Annotated in this window: 17 protein-coding genes; 14 read left to right on the forward strand and 3 right to left on the reverse strand. The window is 64.3% G+C overall.

All coding sequences use genetic code 11. The features are described 5' to 3' along the window. Positions 1–207 precede the first annotated feature (207 nt). The 14 genes from AC1DPX_RS20260 (at position 208) to AC1DPX_RS20325 (ending at position 16291) form a co-directional block, all read left to right on the forward strand. Positions 208–1266, forward strand: a complete 1059-nt coding sequence (locus AC1DPX_RS20260) for a LacI family DNA-binding transcriptional regulator (protein ID WP_202357984.1) — start codon at positions 208–210, stop codon at positions 1264–1266. Continuing rightward, the gene (locus AC1DPX_RS20265; RefSeq protein ID WP_477239122.1) at positions 1263–2279 is read left to right on the forward strand and encodes a Gfo/Idh/MocA family protein; all 1017 of its coding nucleotides are present in this window, start codon (positions 1263–1265) and stop codon (positions 2277–2279) included. The genes AC1DPX_RS20260 and AC1DPX_RS20265 overlap by 4 nt, the downstream gene beginning before the upstream one ends. After that, positions 2276–3877 (forward strand): acyl CoA:acetate/3-ketoacid CoA transferase, encoded by a 1602-nt coding sequence (locus AC1DPX_RS20270; RefSeq protein WP_477239124.1) that lies wholly within the window; start codon positions 2276–2278, stop codon positions 3875–3877. The genes AC1DPX_RS20265 and AC1DPX_RS20270 overlap by 4 nt, the downstream gene beginning before the upstream one ends. Continuing rightward, the gene (locus tag AC1DPX_RS20275; protein ID WP_477239126.1) at positions 3870–4646 is read left to right on the forward strand and encodes an enoyl-CoA hydratase/isomerase family protein; all 777 of its coding nucleotides are present in this window, start codon (positions 3870–3872) and stop codon (positions 4644–4646) included. The genes AC1DPX_RS20270 and AC1DPX_RS20275 overlap by 8 nt, the downstream gene beginning before the upstream one ends. Before the next feature lie 14 nt (positions 4647–4660). Beyond that, the gene (locus AC1DPX_RS20280) at positions 4661–6172 is read left to right on the forward strand and encodes an aldehyde dehydrogenase family protein (protein WP_477239128.1); all 1512 of its coding nucleotides are present in this window, start codon (positions 4661–4663) and stop codon (positions 6170–6172) included. A 58-nt stretch (positions 6173–6230) separates the two neighbouring features. Continuing rightward, positions 6231–7484 carry an ABC transporter substrate-binding protein gene (locus AC1DPX_RS20285; protein WP_095772584.1) on the forward strand — a complete coding sequence of 418 codons (1254 nt, stop codon included), beginning with the start codon at positions 6231–6233 and terminating at the stop codon, positions 7482–7484. A 153-nt stretch (positions 7485–7637) separates the two neighbouring features. Next, the gene (locus tag AC1DPX_RS20290) at positions 7638–8588 is read left to right on the forward strand and encodes a carbohydrate ABC transporter permease (protein ID WP_095199413.1); all 951 of its coding nucleotides are present in this window, start codon (positions 7638–7640) and stop codon (positions 8586–8588) included. Beyond that, entirely contained in the window at positions 8585–9529 is a 945-nt protein-coding gene (locus tag AC1DPX_RS20295) for a carbohydrate ABC transporter permease (protein ID WP_477239130.1), read from the forward strand. Before AC1DPX_RS20290 ends, AC1DPX_RS20295 begins: the two co-directional genes overlap by 4 nt. Before the next feature lie 20 nt (positions 9530–9549). Beyond that, positions 9550–10665, forward strand: a complete 1116-nt coding sequence (locus AC1DPX_RS20300; RefSeq protein ID WP_202357978.1) for an ABC transporter ATP-binding protein — start codon at positions 9550–9552, stop codon at positions 10663–10665. 88 nt (positions 10666–10753) lie between these two features. After that, positions 10754–12256, forward strand: coding sequence for an FAD-dependent oxidoreductase (locus AC1DPX_RS20305; protein WP_477239132.1), 1503 nt, complete (start codon positions 10754–10756; stop codon positions 12254–12256). Next, positions 12253–13014, forward strand: a complete 762-nt coding sequence (locus AC1DPX_RS20310) for a 3-ketoacyl-ACP reductase (RefSeq protein WP_477239134.1) — start codon at positions 12253–12255, stop codon at positions 13012–13014. Before AC1DPX_RS20305 ends, AC1DPX_RS20310 begins: the two co-directional genes overlap by 4 nt. Before the next feature lie 12 nt (positions 13015–13026). Beyond that, positions 13027–14655 carry a GMC family oxidoreductase gene (locus tag AC1DPX_RS20315; protein WP_477239136.1) on the forward strand — a complete coding sequence of 543 codons (1629 nt, stop codon included), beginning with the start codon at positions 13027–13029 and terminating at the stop codon, positions 14653–14655. Between the two features lie 11 nt (positions 14656–14666). After that, positions 14667–14984 (forward strand): Dabb family protein, encoded by a 318-nt coding sequence (locus tag AC1DPX_RS20320; RefSeq protein WP_477239138.1) that lies wholly within the window; start codon positions 14667–14669, stop codon positions 14982–14984. A gap of 89 nt (positions 14985–15073) precedes the next feature. After that, positions 15074–16291: an MFS transporter gene (locus tag AC1DPX_RS20325; protein ID WP_477239140.1), complete on the forward strand. Its 1218-nt coding sequence runs from the start codon at positions 15074–15076 to the stop codon at positions 16289–16291. 7 nt (positions 16292–16298) lie between these two features. Here AC1DPX_RS20325 and AC1DPX_RS20330 read toward each other — a convergent pair whose 3' ends face one another. From AC1DPX_RS20330 to AC1DPX_RS20340, 3 genes are all read right to left on the reverse strand, one after another. Beyond that, positions 16299–17144, reverse strand: a complete 846-nt coding sequence (locus AC1DPX_RS20330; RefSeq protein WP_202357973.1) for an EamA family transporter — start codon at positions 17142–17144, stop codon at positions 16299–16301. Between the two features lie 7 nt (positions 17145–17151). After that, positions 17152–18060 carry an endonuclease/exonuclease/phosphatase family protein gene (locus AC1DPX_RS20335; RefSeq protein WP_477239142.1) on the reverse strand — a complete coding sequence of 303 codons (909 nt, stop codon included), beginning with the start codon at positions 18058–18060 and terminating at the stop codon, positions 17152–17154. A gap of 109 nt (positions 18061–18169) precedes the next feature. Further along, positions 18170–19723, reverse strand: coding sequence for a cation:proton antiporter (locus AC1DPX_RS20340; RefSeq protein ID WP_477239144.1), 1554 nt, complete (start codon positions 19721–19723; stop codon positions 18170–18172). Positions 19724–19746: the final 23 nt, after the last annotated feature.

The following is a 19746-nucleotide window of genomic DNA, read 5'->3' on the forward strand; positions in this document are numbered from 1 at the left end:
GTTCCAATAAATCAAGAACCTTTAAGATTCTAAGCGAACATGAGCGCAAATGTTGCGTTGCAACACGGAAGGCCTTGCCGATTAGGACATGTGAGTACACACAATCGGTTTTTCTGGCTGCAAAAAAATCGCGGTTGACTCGAGATTGAACCAGTGATTAGAACGTTCCAATAAATTCGATTGAGAAAACGGGGAGGACGCATCGAGATGGCCAGCCGGGCCAAGGCCACGATATTCGACATTGCCCGCGAGGCGGGCGTGTCCAAATCGACGGTATCGCTCGTGCTCCAGGGCAGCGGGCTGATCCGGCCTGAAACCGCGATCAAGGTGCGCAAGGCGATCGAGGATGTCGGCTATGTCTACAACCGCGGCGCCGCCAACCTGCGCAAGGCCCACTCAAACGTCATCGGCATGGTCATCAACGACCTCACCAATCCGTTCTTCGCCGAACTGGCGGTCGGCATGGAACGCGTCTTCCAGTCGGCCGGCATCGTGCCCTTCATCGCCAACACGGCGGAGAATCCGGTGCGCCAGGAAGAGGTGCTGAAGTCGCTGATGGAACAGGGCGTCGCCGGTCTCATCGTGTCCCCGGCGCGCGGCACCACGCCAGGGGCGTTCCGGCGGCTGGAGTTGGCGGGCGTACCGGTGGTCTTCGCCATGCGCCGGCTGCCTGAAAGCCGCATCCCGGTGATCGCGCCTGACAATCATCGTGGCGCCTATCTTGCTGCCGCTCACCTGATCGCAAAAGGGCATCGCCGGCTCGCCTTCTTCGGCGGCACTTCGGATCTGGTGGTCTATCAGGAACGGCTGGGCGGTTTTCGCGAAGCTTGCGAGACGCTGGGCATCGCTGCCCGCGACGTGCTGGTCGTCGAGGGCGAAACCAACCGCAGAGGCGGCCTCGCCTGCCTGGAAACCGCCCTTACAATGGCTGAGCCGCCGACCGCGGCCCTCTGCTTCAACGATGCCGTCGCCTTCGGCGTGATGCTGGCATTGCGCAAGCGTCGGCTTGAGCCGGGACCGGATTTCGCCGTCGTCGGCTTCGACGACGTGGTCGAGGCCGAACACTACATGCCGGCGCTCACCAGCGTGGCGGTGGACACAGCCGGCCTCGGCGAGCGCGCCGCCCACGTCATGCTCAAGCTGATCCAGTCGCGCACCACGCGCGCCGAAGACCATATCGGCGCGGTCAATCTCGTGGTCAGGGAAAGCTGCGGTCCAGATCTCCGTACGCGAAACAGGCCTGTGGGAACGGGAGGCGCCCCGTGAGTGTCAAATGGGGGCTGATCGGCGCCAGCACGATCGCCGGGCAATTCATGATCGATGCCATCCGCGCGCAAGAGGATGGCGAGGTCGCGGCGGTGATGAGTTCCAACCCGGAACGCGCCACGGCCTATGCCAGGGAAAACGGCATTCCGCTCGCCGTGTCGGCCCTGGATGTCTTGCTGACGTCCGACATAGACGCGGTCTACATCTCCACCACCAACGAACTGCATCTCGAACAGGCGCTGGCCGCCATCGCGGCGGGAAAGCATGTGCTGTGCGAGAAGCCGCTGGCGCTGACCAGCGCCGATGCGCGCAAGATGGTCGCGGCCGCCAGGGCGGCCGGCATCGCGCTCGGCACCAACCACCATCTGCGCAATGCCGGCGCGCATCGCGCCATGCGTGACGCCATCGCGACCGGACGCATCGGCAAGCCGATCGCCGCGCGCGTTTTCCATTCCGTCTATCTGCCGGAGAATTTGCAGGGCTGGCGCATTACCCGGCCGGAAGCGGGCGGTGGTGTGGTGCTCGATATCACCGTGCACGACGCCGACACGCTGCGTTTCGTGCTCGACGACGATCCGGTCGAGGTCTCGGCCTTCACGCAAGCCGCCGGCATGGCCGGCAGCGGACTGGAAGACGGCGCCATGTGCATCTGGCGCTTCAAATCGGGCCTCATCGCCCAGTCGCATGAAGGCTTCACCACCAAGTTCGCCGGCACCGGCTTCGAGGTGCATGGCTCGGAAGGCTCGCTGATCGCCAGCAATGTGATGACCCAGAAGCCGGACGGCTCGGTGCTGTTGCGCACGGACAAGGGCGATGAGCAATTGAGCTTCGACCGCGAGAATCTCTACGTCAGGTCCGTGCGCCAATTCCACGCCGCGATCCTGGGCAACGGCCAGCCTGCCGCCACCGGCGAGGACGGCATCTGGTCGCTGGCATCAGCCGAGGCGGCATTGCAATCGGCAAGCTCCGGCAAGGCCATCAAGATCGACCCGAAACTCGGGAGCATGAAGTGAGCAAGGTCGTTTCAGCGGGACAGGCAGCCAGCCTGATCAAGGACGGCATGACGGTATCCGTGTCGTCGTCGAGCGGCCTCGGCTGTCCGGACACCGTGCTTGCCGCCATCGGCGAGCGCTTCGATGCCGAGGGCCATCCAAAAAACATCACCACGCTGCATCCGATTGCCGCCGGCGACATGTACGGCATCAAGGGCATCGATCATCTGGCCAAGCCCGGCCTCTTGAAGCGTACTTTGTGCGGCTCCTATCCGTCCGGCCCCTCCTCGTCAGAGCCGCCGCAGATCTGGAAGATGATCGGCGACAATTCGGTTGCCGCCTACAATGTGCCGTCTGGCATCCTGTTCGACATGCATCGCGAGGCCGCAGCCAAACGACCGGGCGTGCTGACCAAGGTCGGCCTCGACACCTTCGCCGACCCGCGCCACCAGGGCTGCGCCATGAACGCGGCGGCCAGCGAGCCGATCGTGTCGGTGCAGCAGTTCGACGGCGAGGAATGGCTGTATTTCCGCTCGATCGTGCCCGACATTTCGATCATCCGCGCCACCACGGCCGACGAGCGCGGCAACCTTACCTATGAGCATGAAGGCGCCTATCTCGGCGGCCTCGAACAGGCGCTCGCCGCCCGCAACAATGGCGGCATCGTCATCGCGCAGGTCAAGCGCATCGTCGAGAACGGCACGCTGAAGCCGCATGATGTGCGCGTGCCCGGCGTGCTGGTCGACCATATCGTTGTCGCGCCCGACCAGTTGCAGACGACGCTGACGCCTTACGACCCGGCGATTTCGGGCGAGATCTTCCGGCCGCTGTCGACCTTCCGCAATGCCGAGATGAACGTCCAGAAGGTGATCGCCCGGCGCGTCGCCATGGAGCTTCGTGACGGCATGGCCGTCAATATCGGCTTCGGCATCTCGGCCAACGTTCCGCGCATCCTTCTGGAAGAGGGCCAGCACGGCAAGGTCACCTGGGTGATCGAGCAGGGTGCGGTCGGCGGCGTGCCGCTGCTCGACTTCAAATTCGGCTGTGCGTCCAACGCCGAGGCGATCATGCCCTCGCCGCACCAGTTCATCTATTTCCAGGCCGGCGGCTTCGACGCCTCGCTGCTGTCTTTCCTGCAGATCGACCGCCACGGCTCGGTCAACGTGTCGAAACTGTCGGCGCGGCCGCATGTCACCGCCGGCGCCGGCGGCTTCGTCGACATCACCGCGCGGGCAAAGAAGATCGTCTTCTCCGGCTTCTTCAATGCCGGCGCCAAGCTTTCGCTGGCCGATGGCGGCATCCGCATCGACCAGGAGGGCAAGGTCAAGAAGGTGGTCAGCGAGGTCGAACACATCTCCTTCTCCGGCAAGCGCGCGGTCGCGCAGGGGCAGGACATCACCTATGTCACCGAACGCTGCGTGATGAAGCTGACGCCGGATGGGCTGATGGTCACCGAGTTGGCGCCGGGCATCGACCTCGAGCGCGATGTCTTGGCGCAGGCCGAGATGCCGCTCGGCGTCGCCAACGATCTCAAGGTGACGCCGGAAGCGCTCTATCAGGACCGGCCGATCGGCCTGTCGCTTAATGGCGGCGCCACGCTCGGAGGCGCGCATGGCTGAGCGCCTCGTCACCTTCGAAAGGGATGGCGCTATCGGCGTCGTCACGCTCCGCCGCCCGGAAAAGTTCAACGCCCTGGACATTCCGATGCTGCGTACGCTGGAAGCCGCGCTTGACGAGGCGGAAATGGCCGAGGGCGTCCGCATCGTGCTCTTGCGCGGCGAAGGCAAGGGCTTTTGCGCTGGTGGCGACGTTGAAGCCTGGGCGCAGATGAGCGCCGCCGATTTCCAGGTGCAATGGGTGCGCTACGGCCACCGCGTCTTTGACCGGCTGGCCAGGCTCCGACAACCGACCATCGCCGTGCTGTCCGGCCATGCGCTGGGCGGCGGGCTGGAGCTGGCGGTCGCCTGCGATTTCCGCGTCGCCGAGGCGCATGTTAAACTGGGCTTCCCCGAAACCTCGATCGGCGTCGTGCCCGGCTGGTCCGGCACGCAGCGCGCCGTGCGCCGCTTCGGCGCGCAGACCGTGCGGCGCATGGCGCTGGGCGGCGAGGTTTTCCTGGCAGCCGATGCACTGGCTTTGGGTATCGTCGACCGCGTCGTCGACACCGGCAGGGCGTTCGGCGAGGCCAAGGCCTGGGCCGAAAAAATCGCCGAGCGCGGTCCGCTGGCGACGGAAGCGGCCAAGCTGATGATCGCGGTCGCCGAAGGCGAGGAAAGTGCGGCCGCCACCGAAGCACTGGCGAGCGGCTTCATCGCGCTCACCGGCGACCTCAAGGCTGGCGTCGATGCCTTCAAGACCAGGCAGAAACCGGCATTTTCAAGAAGCTAGAGAAAACAATCCTGATGAACGCACCTCTCAACATCGCCATGCCCGCCGAAGCGTCAGCCGCGCCGAAAACCTATCGGCTGCTGATCGACGGCAAGCATGTCGATGCCCGCGACGGCCGCACGTTAGAGCGCAAGAGCCCTGGCCACGGCTTTACCGTTTCGCGCTATGCGCAGGCGGGCCAAGCTGAAGTGGAAGCGGCCGTGCAGGCCGCTCACAAAGCGTTCGAGACCGGGCCATGGCCGCGCATGAAAGCCTCGGAACGCGCCGCGATCCTCTTCAGAGCGGCCGACCTGATCGAGACGCGGCTGGAAGACATTGCCCGGCTCGACGCGCTGGAATCCGGCAAGCCGATCGCCCAGGCACGCGGCGAGATCGGCGGCGCCGTCGATATCTGGCGCTATGCCGCCTCGCTCGCCCGCACGCTGCATGGCGAGAGCTATGCCAATCTCGGCGACGCCATGCTGGGCGTGGTCGTTCGCGAGCCGATCGGCGTCGTCTCGATCATCACGCCATGGAATTTCCCGTTCCTGATCGTCAGCCAGAAACTGCCTTTCGCGCTCGCCGCCGGCTGCACGGCGGTGGTCAAGCCGAGCGAAATGACCTCGGCCTCGACCTTCGTTCTCGGCGACATCTTGATGGAGGCCGGCCTGCCTGCCGGCGTCGTCAACATCCTCGCCGGTCTGGGAGCCGATGTCGGCGCGCCTATGGTCAGCCATCCCCTGGTCGAGATGGTATCCTTCACCGGCTCCACGCGCGTCGGCAAGATGACCATGGCCTCCGCCGCGCAGTCGCTGAAGAAAGTCTCGATGGAACTCGGCGGCAAGAACGGCCAGATTGTCTTCCCCGATGCCGACCTCGAAGCCGCCGCCGACGCGGCGGTGTTCGGCGGCTTCTTCAACGCCGGCGAATGCTGCAATGCCGGCAGCCGGCTGATCGTGCACGAGGCGATCGCCGACGATTTTCTCGGCGCCGTCAAGGCACTCACCGCCAAAGTGAAGGTCGGCGACCCGCTCGACGATCAAACCAAGGTCGGCGCGATGATCTCGTCCGACCATCTGGCCAAGGTGACGGGTTACGTCGCGGCAGCGGCGGGCGAAGGCAGCAATGTCTTCAGCGGCGGCAAGCAATTGGCCTCCAACGCCGGCCAATATCTGGACCCCACCATCATGCGTGGCGTCACCGAGGACATGGCCATCGCACGCGAGGAAGTCTTCGGACCGGTGCTCTCCGTGCTCACTTTTGAATCGATTGAAAAGGCGTTGCACATCGCCAACAACACGCCCTATGGTCTGTCTGCGGGCGTGTGGAGCGCCAGCATCGACACGTGCATGTCGGTGGCGCGTGGGGTGCGTTCGGGGACGGTTTGGGTGAACACATTCATGGAAGGTTATCCCGAGCTGCCTTTCGGAGGCTACAAGCAGTCCGGTCTCGGACGCGAACTCGGGAAACGCGCGGTAGAGGACTATACCGAGGAAAAGACAATCCAGTTTCATCGCGGCCAGCGCACCGGATGGTGGGTCGGCTGAGTTGGGAAGAACCCGGTGGGCTTCCACCGGTCGTGTAATGCAACAAGGGAGGAAGTACATGTTGCGCAAACTGCTTATCGGAACGGCTCTTGCGACGAGCTTTGCCTTCTCGGCGCATGCCGCGGACGTCAAGGAAGTGCAGATGCTGCATTGGTGGACGTCGGGCGGTGAAGCGGCTGCCCTCAACGTGCTGAAGGGTGATCTGGCCAAGGAAGGCTATGCCTGGAAGGACGTGCCGGTGGCCGGCGGCGGCGGTGACGCAGCCATGACCGCGCTGAAGGCGATGGTCGCGGCCGGCAATTACCCGACCGCCTCGCAGATGCTCGGCTACACCGTGCTCGACTATGCCGCTGCCGGCGTGATGGGCGACCTGACCGAGACGGCGAAGAAGGAAGGCTGGGACAAGTCGGTTCCGGCGGCCCTGCAGAAGTTCTCGGTCTATGAAGGCAAGTGGGTCGCGGCTCCGGTCAACGTCCACTCGGTCAACTGGCTGTGGATCAACAAGGCCGTCATGGACAAGATCGGCGGCACCGAGCCGAAGACCTTCGACGACTTCGTCGCCCTGCTCGACAAGGCCAAGGCGGCAGGCGTGATCCCGCTCGCTCTCGGCGGCCAGAACTGGCAGGAAGCCACCATGTTCGATTCGGTCGTGCTGTCGACCGGTGGACCTGAGTTCTACAAGAAGGCCTTCAACGACCTCGACGACGCTTCGCTCAAGTCGGACACGATGAAGAAGTCGTTCGACAATTTGGCCAAGCTCGTCACCTATGTCGACCCGAACTTCTCGGGCCGCGACTGGAACCTTGCCACCGCCATGGTCATCAAGGGCGACGCCCTGGTGCAGGTCATGGGCGACTGGGCCAAGGGCGAGTTCCACGCCGCCAAGAAGACCCCGGGCACGGACTTCCTGTGCTATCGCTTCCCGGGCACCGACGGCTCCGTGATCTACAACTCCGACATGTTCGGCATGTTCAACGTTCCGGACGACCGCAAGGCCGCCCAGGTCGCGCTGGCCACCGCCACTCTGTCGAAGAGCTTCCAGTCGGCCTTCAACGTCGTCAAGGGCTCGGTTCCGGCCCGTACCGACGTTCCGGACACCGACTTCGACGCTTGCGGCAAGAAGGGCATCGCCGACCTGAAGGCGGCCAATGAAGGCGGCACGCTGTTCGGCTCGCTGGCCCAGGGCTATGGCGCGCCTCCGGCGGTCGCCAATGCCTACAAGGACGTCGTCTCGAAGTTCGTCCATGGTCAGATCAAGACCTCGGACGAAGCCGTGACCGAACTGGTCAAGGCGATCGACGACGCCAAGTAAGCGCAACACCTGAAGACGCCTTCCCCGCTTCGGCGGGGAAGGTTTCATCTCAACGATTGGCCGGCTCGACACCATGCCGACCGAAGACCCGTATGCACGGGCCGCCTTGCCGCCTGACGGCAGAGCACGGACGACCCGAAACGGGAGGAGCTCATGAGCACGGTAGCAACAAGCCAGATCAAGCTGACGCCGGAGCGGTCGCGCCCCTCTGTGCGCTCGCGCCTGCAGGACGCCTTGCCGAAGATCGTGCTGGCGCCGAGCTTCGCCATCACCATCGTCTTCGTCTACGGCTTCATCCTGTGGACCATCTATCTGTCCTTCACCAATTCCAAGACCTTCCCGTCCTATGTCATCACTGGTTCGCGCGCCTATCAGCGGCTGTGGGGCTGGACCTTCGACACCGACCCGCCATCGAGCTGGTACACGTCGATCACCAATATGGGCATTTTCGGCTTTCTCTACATCCTGATCTGCCTGGCGCTCGGCCTGTTCCTGGCCATCCTGCTCGACCAGAAGATCCGCGGCGAAGGCGTGCTGCGGCCGATCTACCTCTACCCGATGGCGCTGTCCTTCATCGTCACCGGCGTCGCCTGGAAATGGTTCCTCGACCCCGGCCTCGGCCTCGAGCAGACGCTGCATCAATGGGGCTGGACGAGCTTCCATTTCGACTGGATCAAGAACAAGGATTTCGTCATCTACACGGTGGTCATCGCCGGCGTCTGGCAGGCCTCCGGCTTCATCATGGCGATGTTCCTGGCCGGCCTGCGCGGCATTGACGGCGAGATCATGAAGGCGGCGCAGATCGACGGCGCCACCACCTTCCAGCTCTACCGCCGCATAGTTATCCCGCTGCTCAGGCCAATCTTCCTGTCGGCCTTCATTGTGCTCGCGCACCTCGCCATCAAGTCATACGATCTGGTTGTGGCGCTGACCTCCGGCGGCCCCGGCGGCTCGGCCTGGCTGCCGTCCAACTTCATGTATGAGTACACCTTCAAGCGCAACGAGATGGCCGTCGGTTCGGCCAGTGCGGTGATCATGCTGATGACCATCGTCGCCATCATCGTGCCCTACCTCTATTCGGAACTCAGGGAGAAGCCGCGATGAGCGCTGTCGCCACCCCTGCCCGCCAGGCCTCAGGCGGCATCAACACCAAGCTCGTCAACCGCGTCGTCATCTACGGGCTCCTGGCGCTGTTCGCGCTGTTCTACCTGATGCCGCTCTTCGTCATGCTGGTCACCTCGTTCAAGACCATGGACGAGATCCAGAACGGCAACATGCTGGCGCTGCCCAAGGCGCCGACCTTCGACCCGTGGCTGAAGGCCTGGGGCGAGACCTGCGTCGGCCTCACCTGCGCCGGCATCAAGGGCTATTTCTGGAACTCGATCAAGATGGTGGTTCCCGCCGTGCTGATCTCGACAATGCTCGGCGCGCTCAACGGCTACGTGCTGACCAAATGGCGTTTCCGCGGCGCGACGCTGGTCTTCGGCCTGATGCTGTTTGCCTGCTTCATTCCGTTCCAGTCGGTGCTGCTGCCGATGGCGACGATTCTCGGCAGTCTCGGACGTTTCGGCGTGTCGCTGCAGAACTCGGTCGGCACCAGCTTCGGTCTCGGCAACCCGACGGTCAATCTGGTCTTCGTCCACGTCGTCTACGGCATCGGCTTCACCACCTTGTTCTTCCGCAACTATTACGAGGCGTTCCCGAACGAGCTGATCAAGGCCGCGCAGGTCGATGGCGCCTCCTTCTTCCAGATCTTCCGCCGCATCATGCTGCCGAACTCGATGCCGATCTTCGTCGTCACCGTGATCTACCAGTTCACCAACATCTGGAACGACTTCCTGTTCGCGTCCGCCTATGCCGGCACCGGCGACGCCATGCCGATGACGGTGGCGCTCAACAACGTCGTCAACACCTCGACCGGCGTCGTCGAATACAACGTCAACATGGCGGCCGCGATGATCGCGGCTCTGCCCACCCTGATCGTCTATGTCGTCGCCGGCCGCTATTTCGTGCGCGGGCTGATGGCGGGCGCGGTCAAAGGCTGACCAATTCAGAAGGAACGACCATGGCTTTTCTGGAAATTGATGGGCTGAAGAAGCGCTTCGGGAATGTTGAGATCCTGAAGGGCATCGATGTCGAGCTCGAAAAAGGCGGCTTCCTGGTGCTGGTCGGCCCGTCCGGCTGCGGCAAGTCCACACTGCTCAACACCATCGCCGGCCTGGAGCAGATCACCGAGGGCGAAATCCGCGTCGACGGCCGCGCCATCAACGATCTGCATCCGTCCAAGCGCGACATCGCCATGGTGTTCCAGAGCTATGCGCTCTACCCGAACATGACCGTGGCCGGAAACATCTCGTTCGGCATGGAAATGCGCGGCGTCCCGGCCGACGAGCGCCAGAAGGCGATCGACAAGGTGGCGAAGGTCCTCCAGATCGGTCATCTCCTGCAGCGCAAGCCGAGCCAGCTCTCCGGCGGCCAACGCCAGCGCGTCGCCATGGGCCGGGCGCTGGTGCGCGACCCCAAGCTGTTCCTGTTCGACGAGCCGCTCTCCAACCTCGACGCCAAGCTGCGCGTCGACATGCGCATCGAGATCAAGCGCCTGCATGCCACGACAGGCACAACCATCGTCTACGTCACCCACGACCAGATCGAGGCGATGACGCTGGCGACCAAGATCGCGGTCATGCGCGACGGCGAGGTGCAGCAGTTCGGTACCCCGGCCGAGATCTACAACAACCCCACCAATTTGTTCGTCGCCGACTTCATGGGCTCGCCGGCCATGAACCTGATCCCGGCGACCATCGCCACCTCGGGCAATGCGCTGTCCGTCGTGCTGCAACGCGAGGCGCGCGAACCGATCACGCTGCCGATGGCCAATGCGCCGGCGGGTCTCTCGGCATTCCAGGGCAAACAGATCATCTTCGGCGTGCGGCCGGAAGCGCTGACCGATCCGGAGGGCGCCGAGCGCAATGCCTCCAACATCGCCACCGCCGACCTGCACATCGAGGTCGTCGAGCCTGCGGGCTCGGACACCTTTGCGGTGACCAATCTCGGCGGCAAGGGCGTGGTGGCGCGGCTGCGCGCCGACGCCAACATCCAGCCGGGCACCAGCACACCGCTCGCCTTCAACCTGACCAAGGCGGTGTTCTTCGATCCGGCGACCGAAAACCGCATCCGCTGATGTATGTCGCCCAAAAGTGGACCCGGTTTTGGGGCAACGACATGCATCAAAACAAAAACCTGAAGCGCGTCAGGACGCGATTTAGGCCATGACAAATCCGGACATCGTCATCATCGGCTCCGGCATTGGCGGCGCCACGATCGCCTCCGGTCTGGCCGGCAGCGGCGCCTCGATCCTGATGCTGGAGCGCGGCGAGCCTTTGCCGGCAACCCCGCATGCCCGCGACACACGCTCGATCTTCGTCGACGGCCACTACCGGCCAAAGGAGATGTGGCGCGAGGCCGGCGGTGCGGCTTTTAACCCCGGCAATTACTACTATGTCGGCGGCAATTCCAAATTCTACGGCGCAGTGCTGATCCGCTACCGCAAGGAAGATTTCTCCGCGATGGAGCACTTTGGCGGCGTCTCGCCGGCCTGGCCGTTTTCCTATGAAGAGTTCGAGCCCTGGTATTCCCAAGCCGAGCAGCTGTTTCGCGTGCGCGGCGCGCTGGGCGAGGACCCGACCGAACCGTTCCACTCGATCCCTTACGCCTTCAAGCCTGTACCCGACGAAGCGCCGATCGCGCGCGCCCGCGCTGAGCTCAAAGGCCTCGGCCTGCACCCGGCCTCGCTGCCGCTCGGCGTCGACATCGACACCTGGCTCAAGGAAGGCAAGACCGGCTGGGACGCCTTTCCCAACACCGGCCAGGGCAAGATGGACGCCCAGACAGCGCCGCTGGCAGCGGCGCTCAAGGACAGCAACATCCGGCTTGAGACCGGCTGCCACGTCGAGTATCTCGAGGCGGCGCCCGACGGCAAAAACATCGCCGCGATCCATTACCGGCAGAATGGCGAGGCGAAGAAAGTGTCGCCAAAACTGGTCATCCTGTCCGCCGGCGCGGTCAATTCCGCCGTCATCCTGCTCCGCTCGCCTTCGTCCGATGGCAAGGGCCTCGCCAACCGCTCAGACCAGGTCGGCCGCAATTTCATGAACCACAATTCCAGCGCCATGCTGGCCATCGACCCGCGCCGCAGGAACGATGCCGTCTACCAGAAGACGCTGATGCTGAACGACTATTATCTCACGGACGGCAAGGGCGGCAAACCGCTCGGCAATGTCCAGCTGCTCGGCAAGATCGACGGCAACATGCTCAAGGCCAATGTGAAGACGATGCCGAAATTCGCGCTGGATTACATGGCCGGACATGCCGTCGATTGGTATTTGATGTGCGAGGACCTGCCCGATCCCGAAAGCCGCATCATGGTCGACGGCAAGGACATCGTCATGCAGTGGCGGCGCTCCAACATGCAGTCGCTCGACGGGCTGACCAAGGTGATGCGCGAAAACTTCCGCGCCTGCGGCTACCCCATCGTGCTGTCGCGCCCCTTCGACAAGCGCACGCCCTCGCACCAATGCGGCACGGTGAAGATGGGCGACGATCCGGCAACCTCCCCGCTCGACCCCTTCTGCCGCGCCTTCGACCACCAAAACCTGTTCGTCGTCGATGCCAGTTTTTTGCCGAACTCGGCTGCGGTCAACCCGGCCCTGTCTATCGCCGCTCAGGCGTTGCGGGTGGCGGACCACATCCGCAAGGTGGAGCTTGCCGCATGACCCGCCCCGCGGCCATCGTCACAGGCGGCGCGCGCGGCATCGGGCTGGCCTGCGCCGAGGCGCTGGCCGATGCCGGCTTCGACATTCTGGTCGCCGACCTCGCGGAGAGGCACGACGATAGCGTCGCCTCCAATATTGCCGGGCGCGGCGCGAAGTTTGCCTACGCCCGATGCGACATCGCCGATCTCGCCAACCACGCCCCACTTGTCGATGCCGCCATGCGCGCTTTCGGCCGCATCGACTGCCTCGTCAACAATGCCGGCATCGGCGCCGTCGTGCGCGGCGACCTTCTGGAGTTGAAGCCGGAAAATTTCGACCGCGCGCTGAACACCAACCTGCGCGGCACGGTCTTCCTGAGCCAGGCCGTCGCCAAGGCGATGCTTGCGGCCCCTGGCGATCACCCAAAATCGATCATCACCATCACCTCGGTCAGCGCCGAAATGGCCTCGCCGGAACGCTCCGACTACTGCATCTCGAAGGCCGGGCTTTCCATGTGGGTGAAGAACCTGGCGCTCAGGCTCGCCTCCGAAAACATCGGCGTCTTCGAGGTCCGGCCGGGCATCATCCGCACCGACATGACGGCAGGCGTGACCGCCAAATACGATGCCTTGATCGATGGCGGACTGGTGCCGGCCAAACGCTGGGGCGAAGCGTCGGACATTGGCGCGATGGCGGCGACGCTTGCCGCCGGCAAGCTCGGCTTTTCGACCGGCTCGATCATCAATGTCGACGGCGCGCTTTCCGTGCCGCGGCTGTAAGTGGATGAGACAATGACCGACTACATCATCGTGGGCGCCGGTCCGGCCGGCTGTGTTCTGGCCAACCGGCTGAGCGAGGATCCCTCAAATTCCGTGCTGCTGCTCGAAGCCGGCGGCAAGGACTGGCATCCCTACATCCACATGCCGGCGGGATTCGCCAAGATGACCAAGGGCATAGCCTCCTGGGGCTGGTCGACCGTGCCGCAGAAAAACATGAAGGACCGCGTCTTCTGGTACACGCAGGCCAAGGTCGTCGGCGGCGGCTCCTCCATCAACGCCCAGATCTACACGCGTGGCAATGCGCGCGACTACGACGCCTGGGAGAAGGAAGAGGGGCTGACCGGCTGGGGCTATCGCGACGTGCTGCCCTATTTCAAGCGCGCCGAGAACAACCAGCGCTATGCCAACGACTTTCACGGCGACCAGGGGCCGCTCGGCGTGTCGAACCCGATCTCGCCGCTGCCGATCTGCGAGGCCTATTTCCGCGCCGGGCAGGAGATGGGCATTCCCTTTAACCCGGACTTCAACGGCGCTGCCCAGGAAGGTGTCGGCTATTACCAGCTGACGCAGAAGGATGCCCGGCGCTCTTCCGCTTCCGTCGCCTATCTCAAGCCGATCCGCGCCCGCAAGAACCTGACGGTCAAGACCGACGTGCTGGTGACCCGCATCGTCATCGAGAAGGGCCGCGCTGTCGGCGTTGAAATCGTCGACCGGCCGGGCGGCGACAAGAAGATGCTGCGTGCCGAGCGCGAGGTGATCGTCTCGTCCGGCGCCATTGGCTCGCCGAAGCTGCTGATGCAGTCGGGCATCGGCCCGGCCGATCATCTGAAGTCGGTGGGTGTGACGCCCGTGCATGACCTACCCGGCGTCGGCTCCAACATGCAGGACCATCTCGATCTGTTCGTCATCGCCGAATGCACCGGCGACCACACCTACGACAATTATGCCAAGCTGCACCGCACGGCCTGGGCCGGCCTGCAGTATCTCTTGCTGAAGAAAGGGCCGGTTGCCTCCAGCCTGTTTGAGACCGGCGGTTTCTGGTACGCCGACCCGACCGCCGCCTCGCCCGACATCCAGTTCCATCTCGGCCTGGGATCCGGCATCGAGGCCGGCGTCGAGAAGCTGAAAAACCCCGGCGTCACCTTGAACTCTGCCTTCCTGCGGCCGCGCTCGCGCGGCACGGTGCGGCTGAACAGCGCCGACCCGGCCGATCACCCGCTGATCGATCCGAACTACTGGTCCGATCCCTATGACCGCGTCATGTCGATCAAGGGGCTGCGGCTGGCGCGCGAAATCATGCGGCAGAAGGCGCTTGCCCCCTACGTGTTGCGCGAAGTGCTGCCTGGCCCATCGCTGGCGAGCGACGACGAACTCTTCGACTATGCCTGCCGGACGTCAAAGACCGATCACCATCCTGTCGGCACCTGTCGCATGGGCCATGACGACATGGCCGTGGTGACGCCGGATTTGCGGTTGCGCGGCATCGAAGGCCTGCGCGTCTGCGACGCCTCGGTAATGCCGCGCGTGCCCTCCTCCAACACCAATGCACCGACCATCATGGTCGGCGAAAAGGGTGCCGACCTGATCCTCGGCCGCGAGCCGCTGCCGCCGGCGGTGTTTTCCGGCAACCGAGCCGCTTGAAGGGAAAGAAAATGATCAGGCACTGTGTCTTCGTCAGGTTTCGTAGCGACGCCCCCGACAGCGAGCGCGCGGCGATCCATGCCGACCTCGAAGCGCTGCGGCAGGTGATCGACGGCATGGATGCCGTCCACTTCAGCGCCAATGTCAACCCGGAACCCTTCGCGCGCGGCTTTGGCCATGGCTTCACCATCGATTTCCGCGATGCCGCCGCGCGCGACGCCTATCTGGTCCATGAAGCCCATCAGCGAGCCGGCGCCCGCCTGGTCGCCGCGCTCGAAGGCGGCACGGATGGACTGATGGTCTTCGATCTCGACCTTACGAAAAAGTGACCGGCGGTTCTTCGAAAGCCGGCTGATCGCTGTTCTCTTAGCGAGCAGGGCGACATATCGTTCCTTTGGGGGCACCAAAGGAGGACGCCTTGAATCTCACTGCCGAGCAGAAGAAAACCGTTCTGGCCTCATTCCTGGGCTGGACGCTCGATGCTTTTGATTTCTTCCTTCTGACGTTCCTGCTCACCGATATTGCGAGTGAATTCCACACTGATGTCCCGGCGGTTTCGAAGGCACTGTTCCTGACCTTGGCGACGCGCTTCATCGGCGCGTTTTTCTTTGGCATGCTCGCCGACAAATATGGGCGCAAGCCCATTCTGATGCTCAACATCGTCAGCTATTCGGTGATCGGCGCGCTCGCCGCCTTCTCGCCCAATCTCGGCATTTTCCTCGCCTTGCGCGCGCTGTTCGGCATCGCCATGGGCGGCGAATGGGGCCTTGGCAGTTCGCTCGCCATGGAATCCATTCCACCGAGCGCCCGCGGCTTCGTCTCCGGCATCCTGCAATGCGGTTATCCGGCCGGTTACCTCATGGCGGCGGTGGTCTATGGCCTGCTCTACCAGCAGACGATCGGCGGCTACACGATCGGCTGGCGCGCCATGTTCCTGCTCTCCTTCGTGCCGGCGCTGATCGTGCTGTTCATCCGCTCGCATGTGCCGGAATCGCCGGCCTTCGTCGAGGCGCAGAAGTCCGTCAAGCCGAGGCTCCTGGAAACGCTGCAGAAGCACTGGGGCGTGGCGCTCTATGCCGTCGTGCTGATGATGTTCTTCAACTTCTTCAGCCACGGCACGCAGGATCTCTACCCGACCTTCCTGAAGAAGCAGCACGGCTTCGATCCACACACGGTGAGCTGGATCACCATCGTCGCCAATCTCGGCGCCATCGTCGGCGGCCTGGCCTTCGGCGCGCTGTCGGAGAAGATCGGCCGCGTCAACGCCATCACCCTCGCCTGCCTGATCGCGTTGCCGTCGATCCCGCTCTGGGCCTACTCGACCACGCCCTTCATGCTGGCCATCGGCGCCTTCGTCATGCAGGTCGCGGTCCAGGGCGCCTGGGGCGTCATCCCTGTGCACCTGAATGAACTCTCGCCCGGCTCGGTGCGGGCAACCTTACCCGGCTTCATCTATCAGGCCGGCAATCTCGCGGCGTCCTATGGCGGTCCGTATCAGGCCGGAATCGCCGAAAGCGCCGGAGGCAGCTACGGCTACGCGCTGGCGCTCTTCGCCGGCGTGGTCGCCGTCTGCATCATCGTCGTCATCCGCTTCAGTCCGGAACGGCGCGGCCAGGTGATGACCGTTCTGGGCTGAGCGCAGCCTAACCCAGCCGGAGCGCGATGACCCCGGCGACGATGCTGAGCGCGGCGGCGCCGCGCCAGCCCGTCATCTTCTCGCCGAGCGCGTAGACCGAGATCAGCATGGCGAACAGGATCGAGGTCTCGCGCAGCGACGCCACCGAGGCGATCGGCGCCTTGGTCATCGCCCACATCACGATCCAGTAGGCCGCCCCGCTGAGCACGCCGGTGAACAGCCCGGTCTTCCAGTCGCGCGCCAGCACGGGAAGCGCCTTGGGCCCGCGGACGGCGAGGCACAGCACCAGCGCGCCAAAGGCATCGCAGATGAACAGCCATGCGGCATAGCTCTGCGCCGTTGCCGCCAGCCGTGCGCCGCTGCCGTCGGACAGCGTATAGCTGGCGATGAAGACAGATGTGCCGAAGGCAAAGCCGACGGCGCGCAGGTTGAGCTTCTCCAGATGCGCGCCGCCGCGAAACGACATCACCAGCGTGCCGGCCGACAAAAGCAGGATGCCGACTATGGCAAGCGGCGCCGGCACTTCGGCGACGACGAACATGCCGCCAATCGCCGCCAGCAAGGGTGCGGTGCCGCGCGCCAGCGGATAGGTCTGGGCAAAATCGCCGGCCTGGTAGGCGCCGATCAGGAAGGTGCGGTAGCCCATATGGAAAATGACGGAGGCGATGATGTAGGGCCAGACCTCGGCCTTCGGGACCTCGACGAAAGGCAGCACCACGAGCGCGGCGGCGCCCATGCCCAATGTCATCAGCGTGATCGACAGGAAGCGGTCGAGATGGATTTTGACCAACGCGTTCCAGATCGCGTGCATGGCGGCGGCGGCAAGCACCGCGAAGAAGACGAAAAGCGTCATTGCGGGTCTATCGACCTCCCAAGCCGAGCGGCGTCTCGAGATCGATGTCGATCCGGACCGGGAAGTGATCGGATGCCACCTCGCCTATATCCGATGCGACCGACCGCACCCGCCCGGCAAACATGCCGCCGACGAAGCAGTGGTCGAGCCGGCGCTTTGCCAGCCTGCCGTCGATGATTTTCTCATGCGTGTGGAAATCACCCGCCGGTTCAATCGCCACGGCGGCGGCATCGACGAAGCCGTCGAGATAGGCGGCACCGCGATGATAGGGTGTGCTGCCGACGATGCGGCGGTATTCGGCGCTGCCCGGCTCCATGTTGAAATCGCCCATCCAGATCGCCGCAAGCGGGTTTTCCGGCTCGGTCTCGCCGCTGGTCCAGTTGCGCGAGGGCTCGTCGTCGATGCCGCTCCATGGCCCGCCTTCGGACGGCGCCCGGCGGTGTTCGGCCAGCAGATAGTCGATCTGCTCCAGCCGTTCCTCGGCGGCGATATGGGCAAGATGCAGCGACAGCACCCGCACCGGGCCGGCCTGCGTGCGGATCATGCATTCGAGGGCGGCGTTGCGCGTGTTGAGCGGCCTGAGCGTGCGGCGCATCGGCAGTGCATGGAGCCGCGACCAAACGATCGGCAGCTTCGACAGAACCATGGTACCGAACTGCCGGCGCCGGCTGATCAGGCGGCCGTCCCGCAGCTCGCTGGCATCCATGTCGAAGGCCGGGCCGTAGACCCAGTGATACCCGGGCAGCAGGCGCGACAGCAGTTCCGGCTGGTCGTCGAAATGGCTGCGCTGCCAGTGCCGCTCCACCTCCTGCAAGGCAATGATGTCGGCGCCGTCAACGATGCGCACCACGCGCGAAAGATCGTAACGGCCGTCGCTGCCGAACCCGTACTGGATGTTGTAGCTGACCAGCTTCATTGCTTATCCGGCTCACCTTCGGTGATGGCAGTAGCGGCTCGAGTGATTGAGTGCAATGTGCAGGGGAACGGCAGCGGCTTGTGCCAGAAGCCTCCCCCTGCACGACCTTCTAATCCGTCGTCAATGGCTGGAACCGGCCCGCCGGCGACGCCGCCAGTTCCGCCCAGTCGATCTCTTCCTCCAGCCGGTGATAGGCTTCATCGCCGATCGTGCCGTTGCTGCGCAATTCCTCCAGCGTATCGCGTTGGCGGTTGATGGCGTAGAGGCGCAGCCGGTCGTATTCGGTTGCCGCCTGTGCGTCCTCCGGATTTTCCGCAATCACGCGCTGCGCCTCGTACTGCTCGCGCACGACAGCCGCCGCAGCCGAGGTCTTGCGGCTCAGCACGTCGAGTGCCGCCTGCATGACGGCGACGCGCGCCTGGGCCACCTCATTGTCGACCGTTCTGTCCGGATCGAAGTCGAGTATCCGCAGCAGAGGCTTCAGCGTCATTCCCTGCAGCACCAGCGTGCCCAGAACCACCGCGAAGGCGGCAAGCACGATCGGGTCACGCCCGGGAAAGCCGGCCGGCAGGGCAATGGCCACCACCAGCGTCACCAGCCCGCGCATGCCGCACCAGCCGACCAGCACGGCGCCGCCAAATGTCGGCAAGTCCCGCTTTCTGTCTTCGCTGCCGAAACGGGCAAACCACCGGATGATCGCGACATAGCTCGCCACCCAGACAAGGCGTGCCACGATGACGACAACCAGCACCGTTGCGGCAAAGAGAAAGGCCTCGCCCTGCCCTTCGCCGGAAAGCCGGCCGACGATCGACCGTGCCTGCAGGCCCATCAGCACGAAGGCGAGCACGTTGAGAACGAACACCGCCGATTCCCAGACCGAATAGGTGCTGACGCGGCGTCTGGCCGACATCCGGCGCGGCGCCCTGCGCGCAATGGTGATGGCGTAGACGACGATGGTGATGATGGCGGAAAGGCCGAGCTTGTCGGCCAGGATCCACACGCCGAACGTGCCGGCGAACTGCACCACGGTGCTGCTTGCCGCATCCTCGATACGGGTGAGCGTCAAGAGCGAGAAGCGGCCAAGCACATAGCCGGCGATCAGGCTGCCGATCGTCGACAGCAGGATCGTCGGAATGGCGTTGCTCAGCATGATCGAGCCGACTGCCGCCGAGACCGCCAGCCGGTAGATCAACAGCGCGGTGGCATCGTTGAGCAGGCTTTCGCCCTGCAGGATGGCGGTGATGCGGTGCGGTACCTTGAACTGCCCCAGAACGGCGGACGCCGCCACCGCATCCGGCGGCGCGACGATGGCGCCGAGCGCGATTGCCGCTGCGATGGGCAGGCCGGCCATCTTCCAGCCGACGAAGGCGACGACGACAGTGGTGAAGACAACGGCGCCAAGTGCCAGCAGCAACAGCGACAGCCGGTAGCGTTTCAGGTCGCGCAGCGACGTGTCATAGGCGGCATCGAGAAGCACCGGCGCGATGAACAGCGCAAGCGCCAGTTCCGGATCGATCTCGATCATCGGCGCGCCAGGCACGAAGGCGATGCCGACCCCGGCCAGGGCCAGCAGGGACGGATAGGGTATCTCCAGCCGCCGCGACAGCGCGGTCAGCGCGACAGCCGTCAAAAGCAGGACAAGGGTGAGTTCAAAAAGGGCCATGGGCGGTTACTTCAGTAAGGCGG

The organism is Mesorhizobium sp. 01N446 (genome assembly GCF_056399285.1).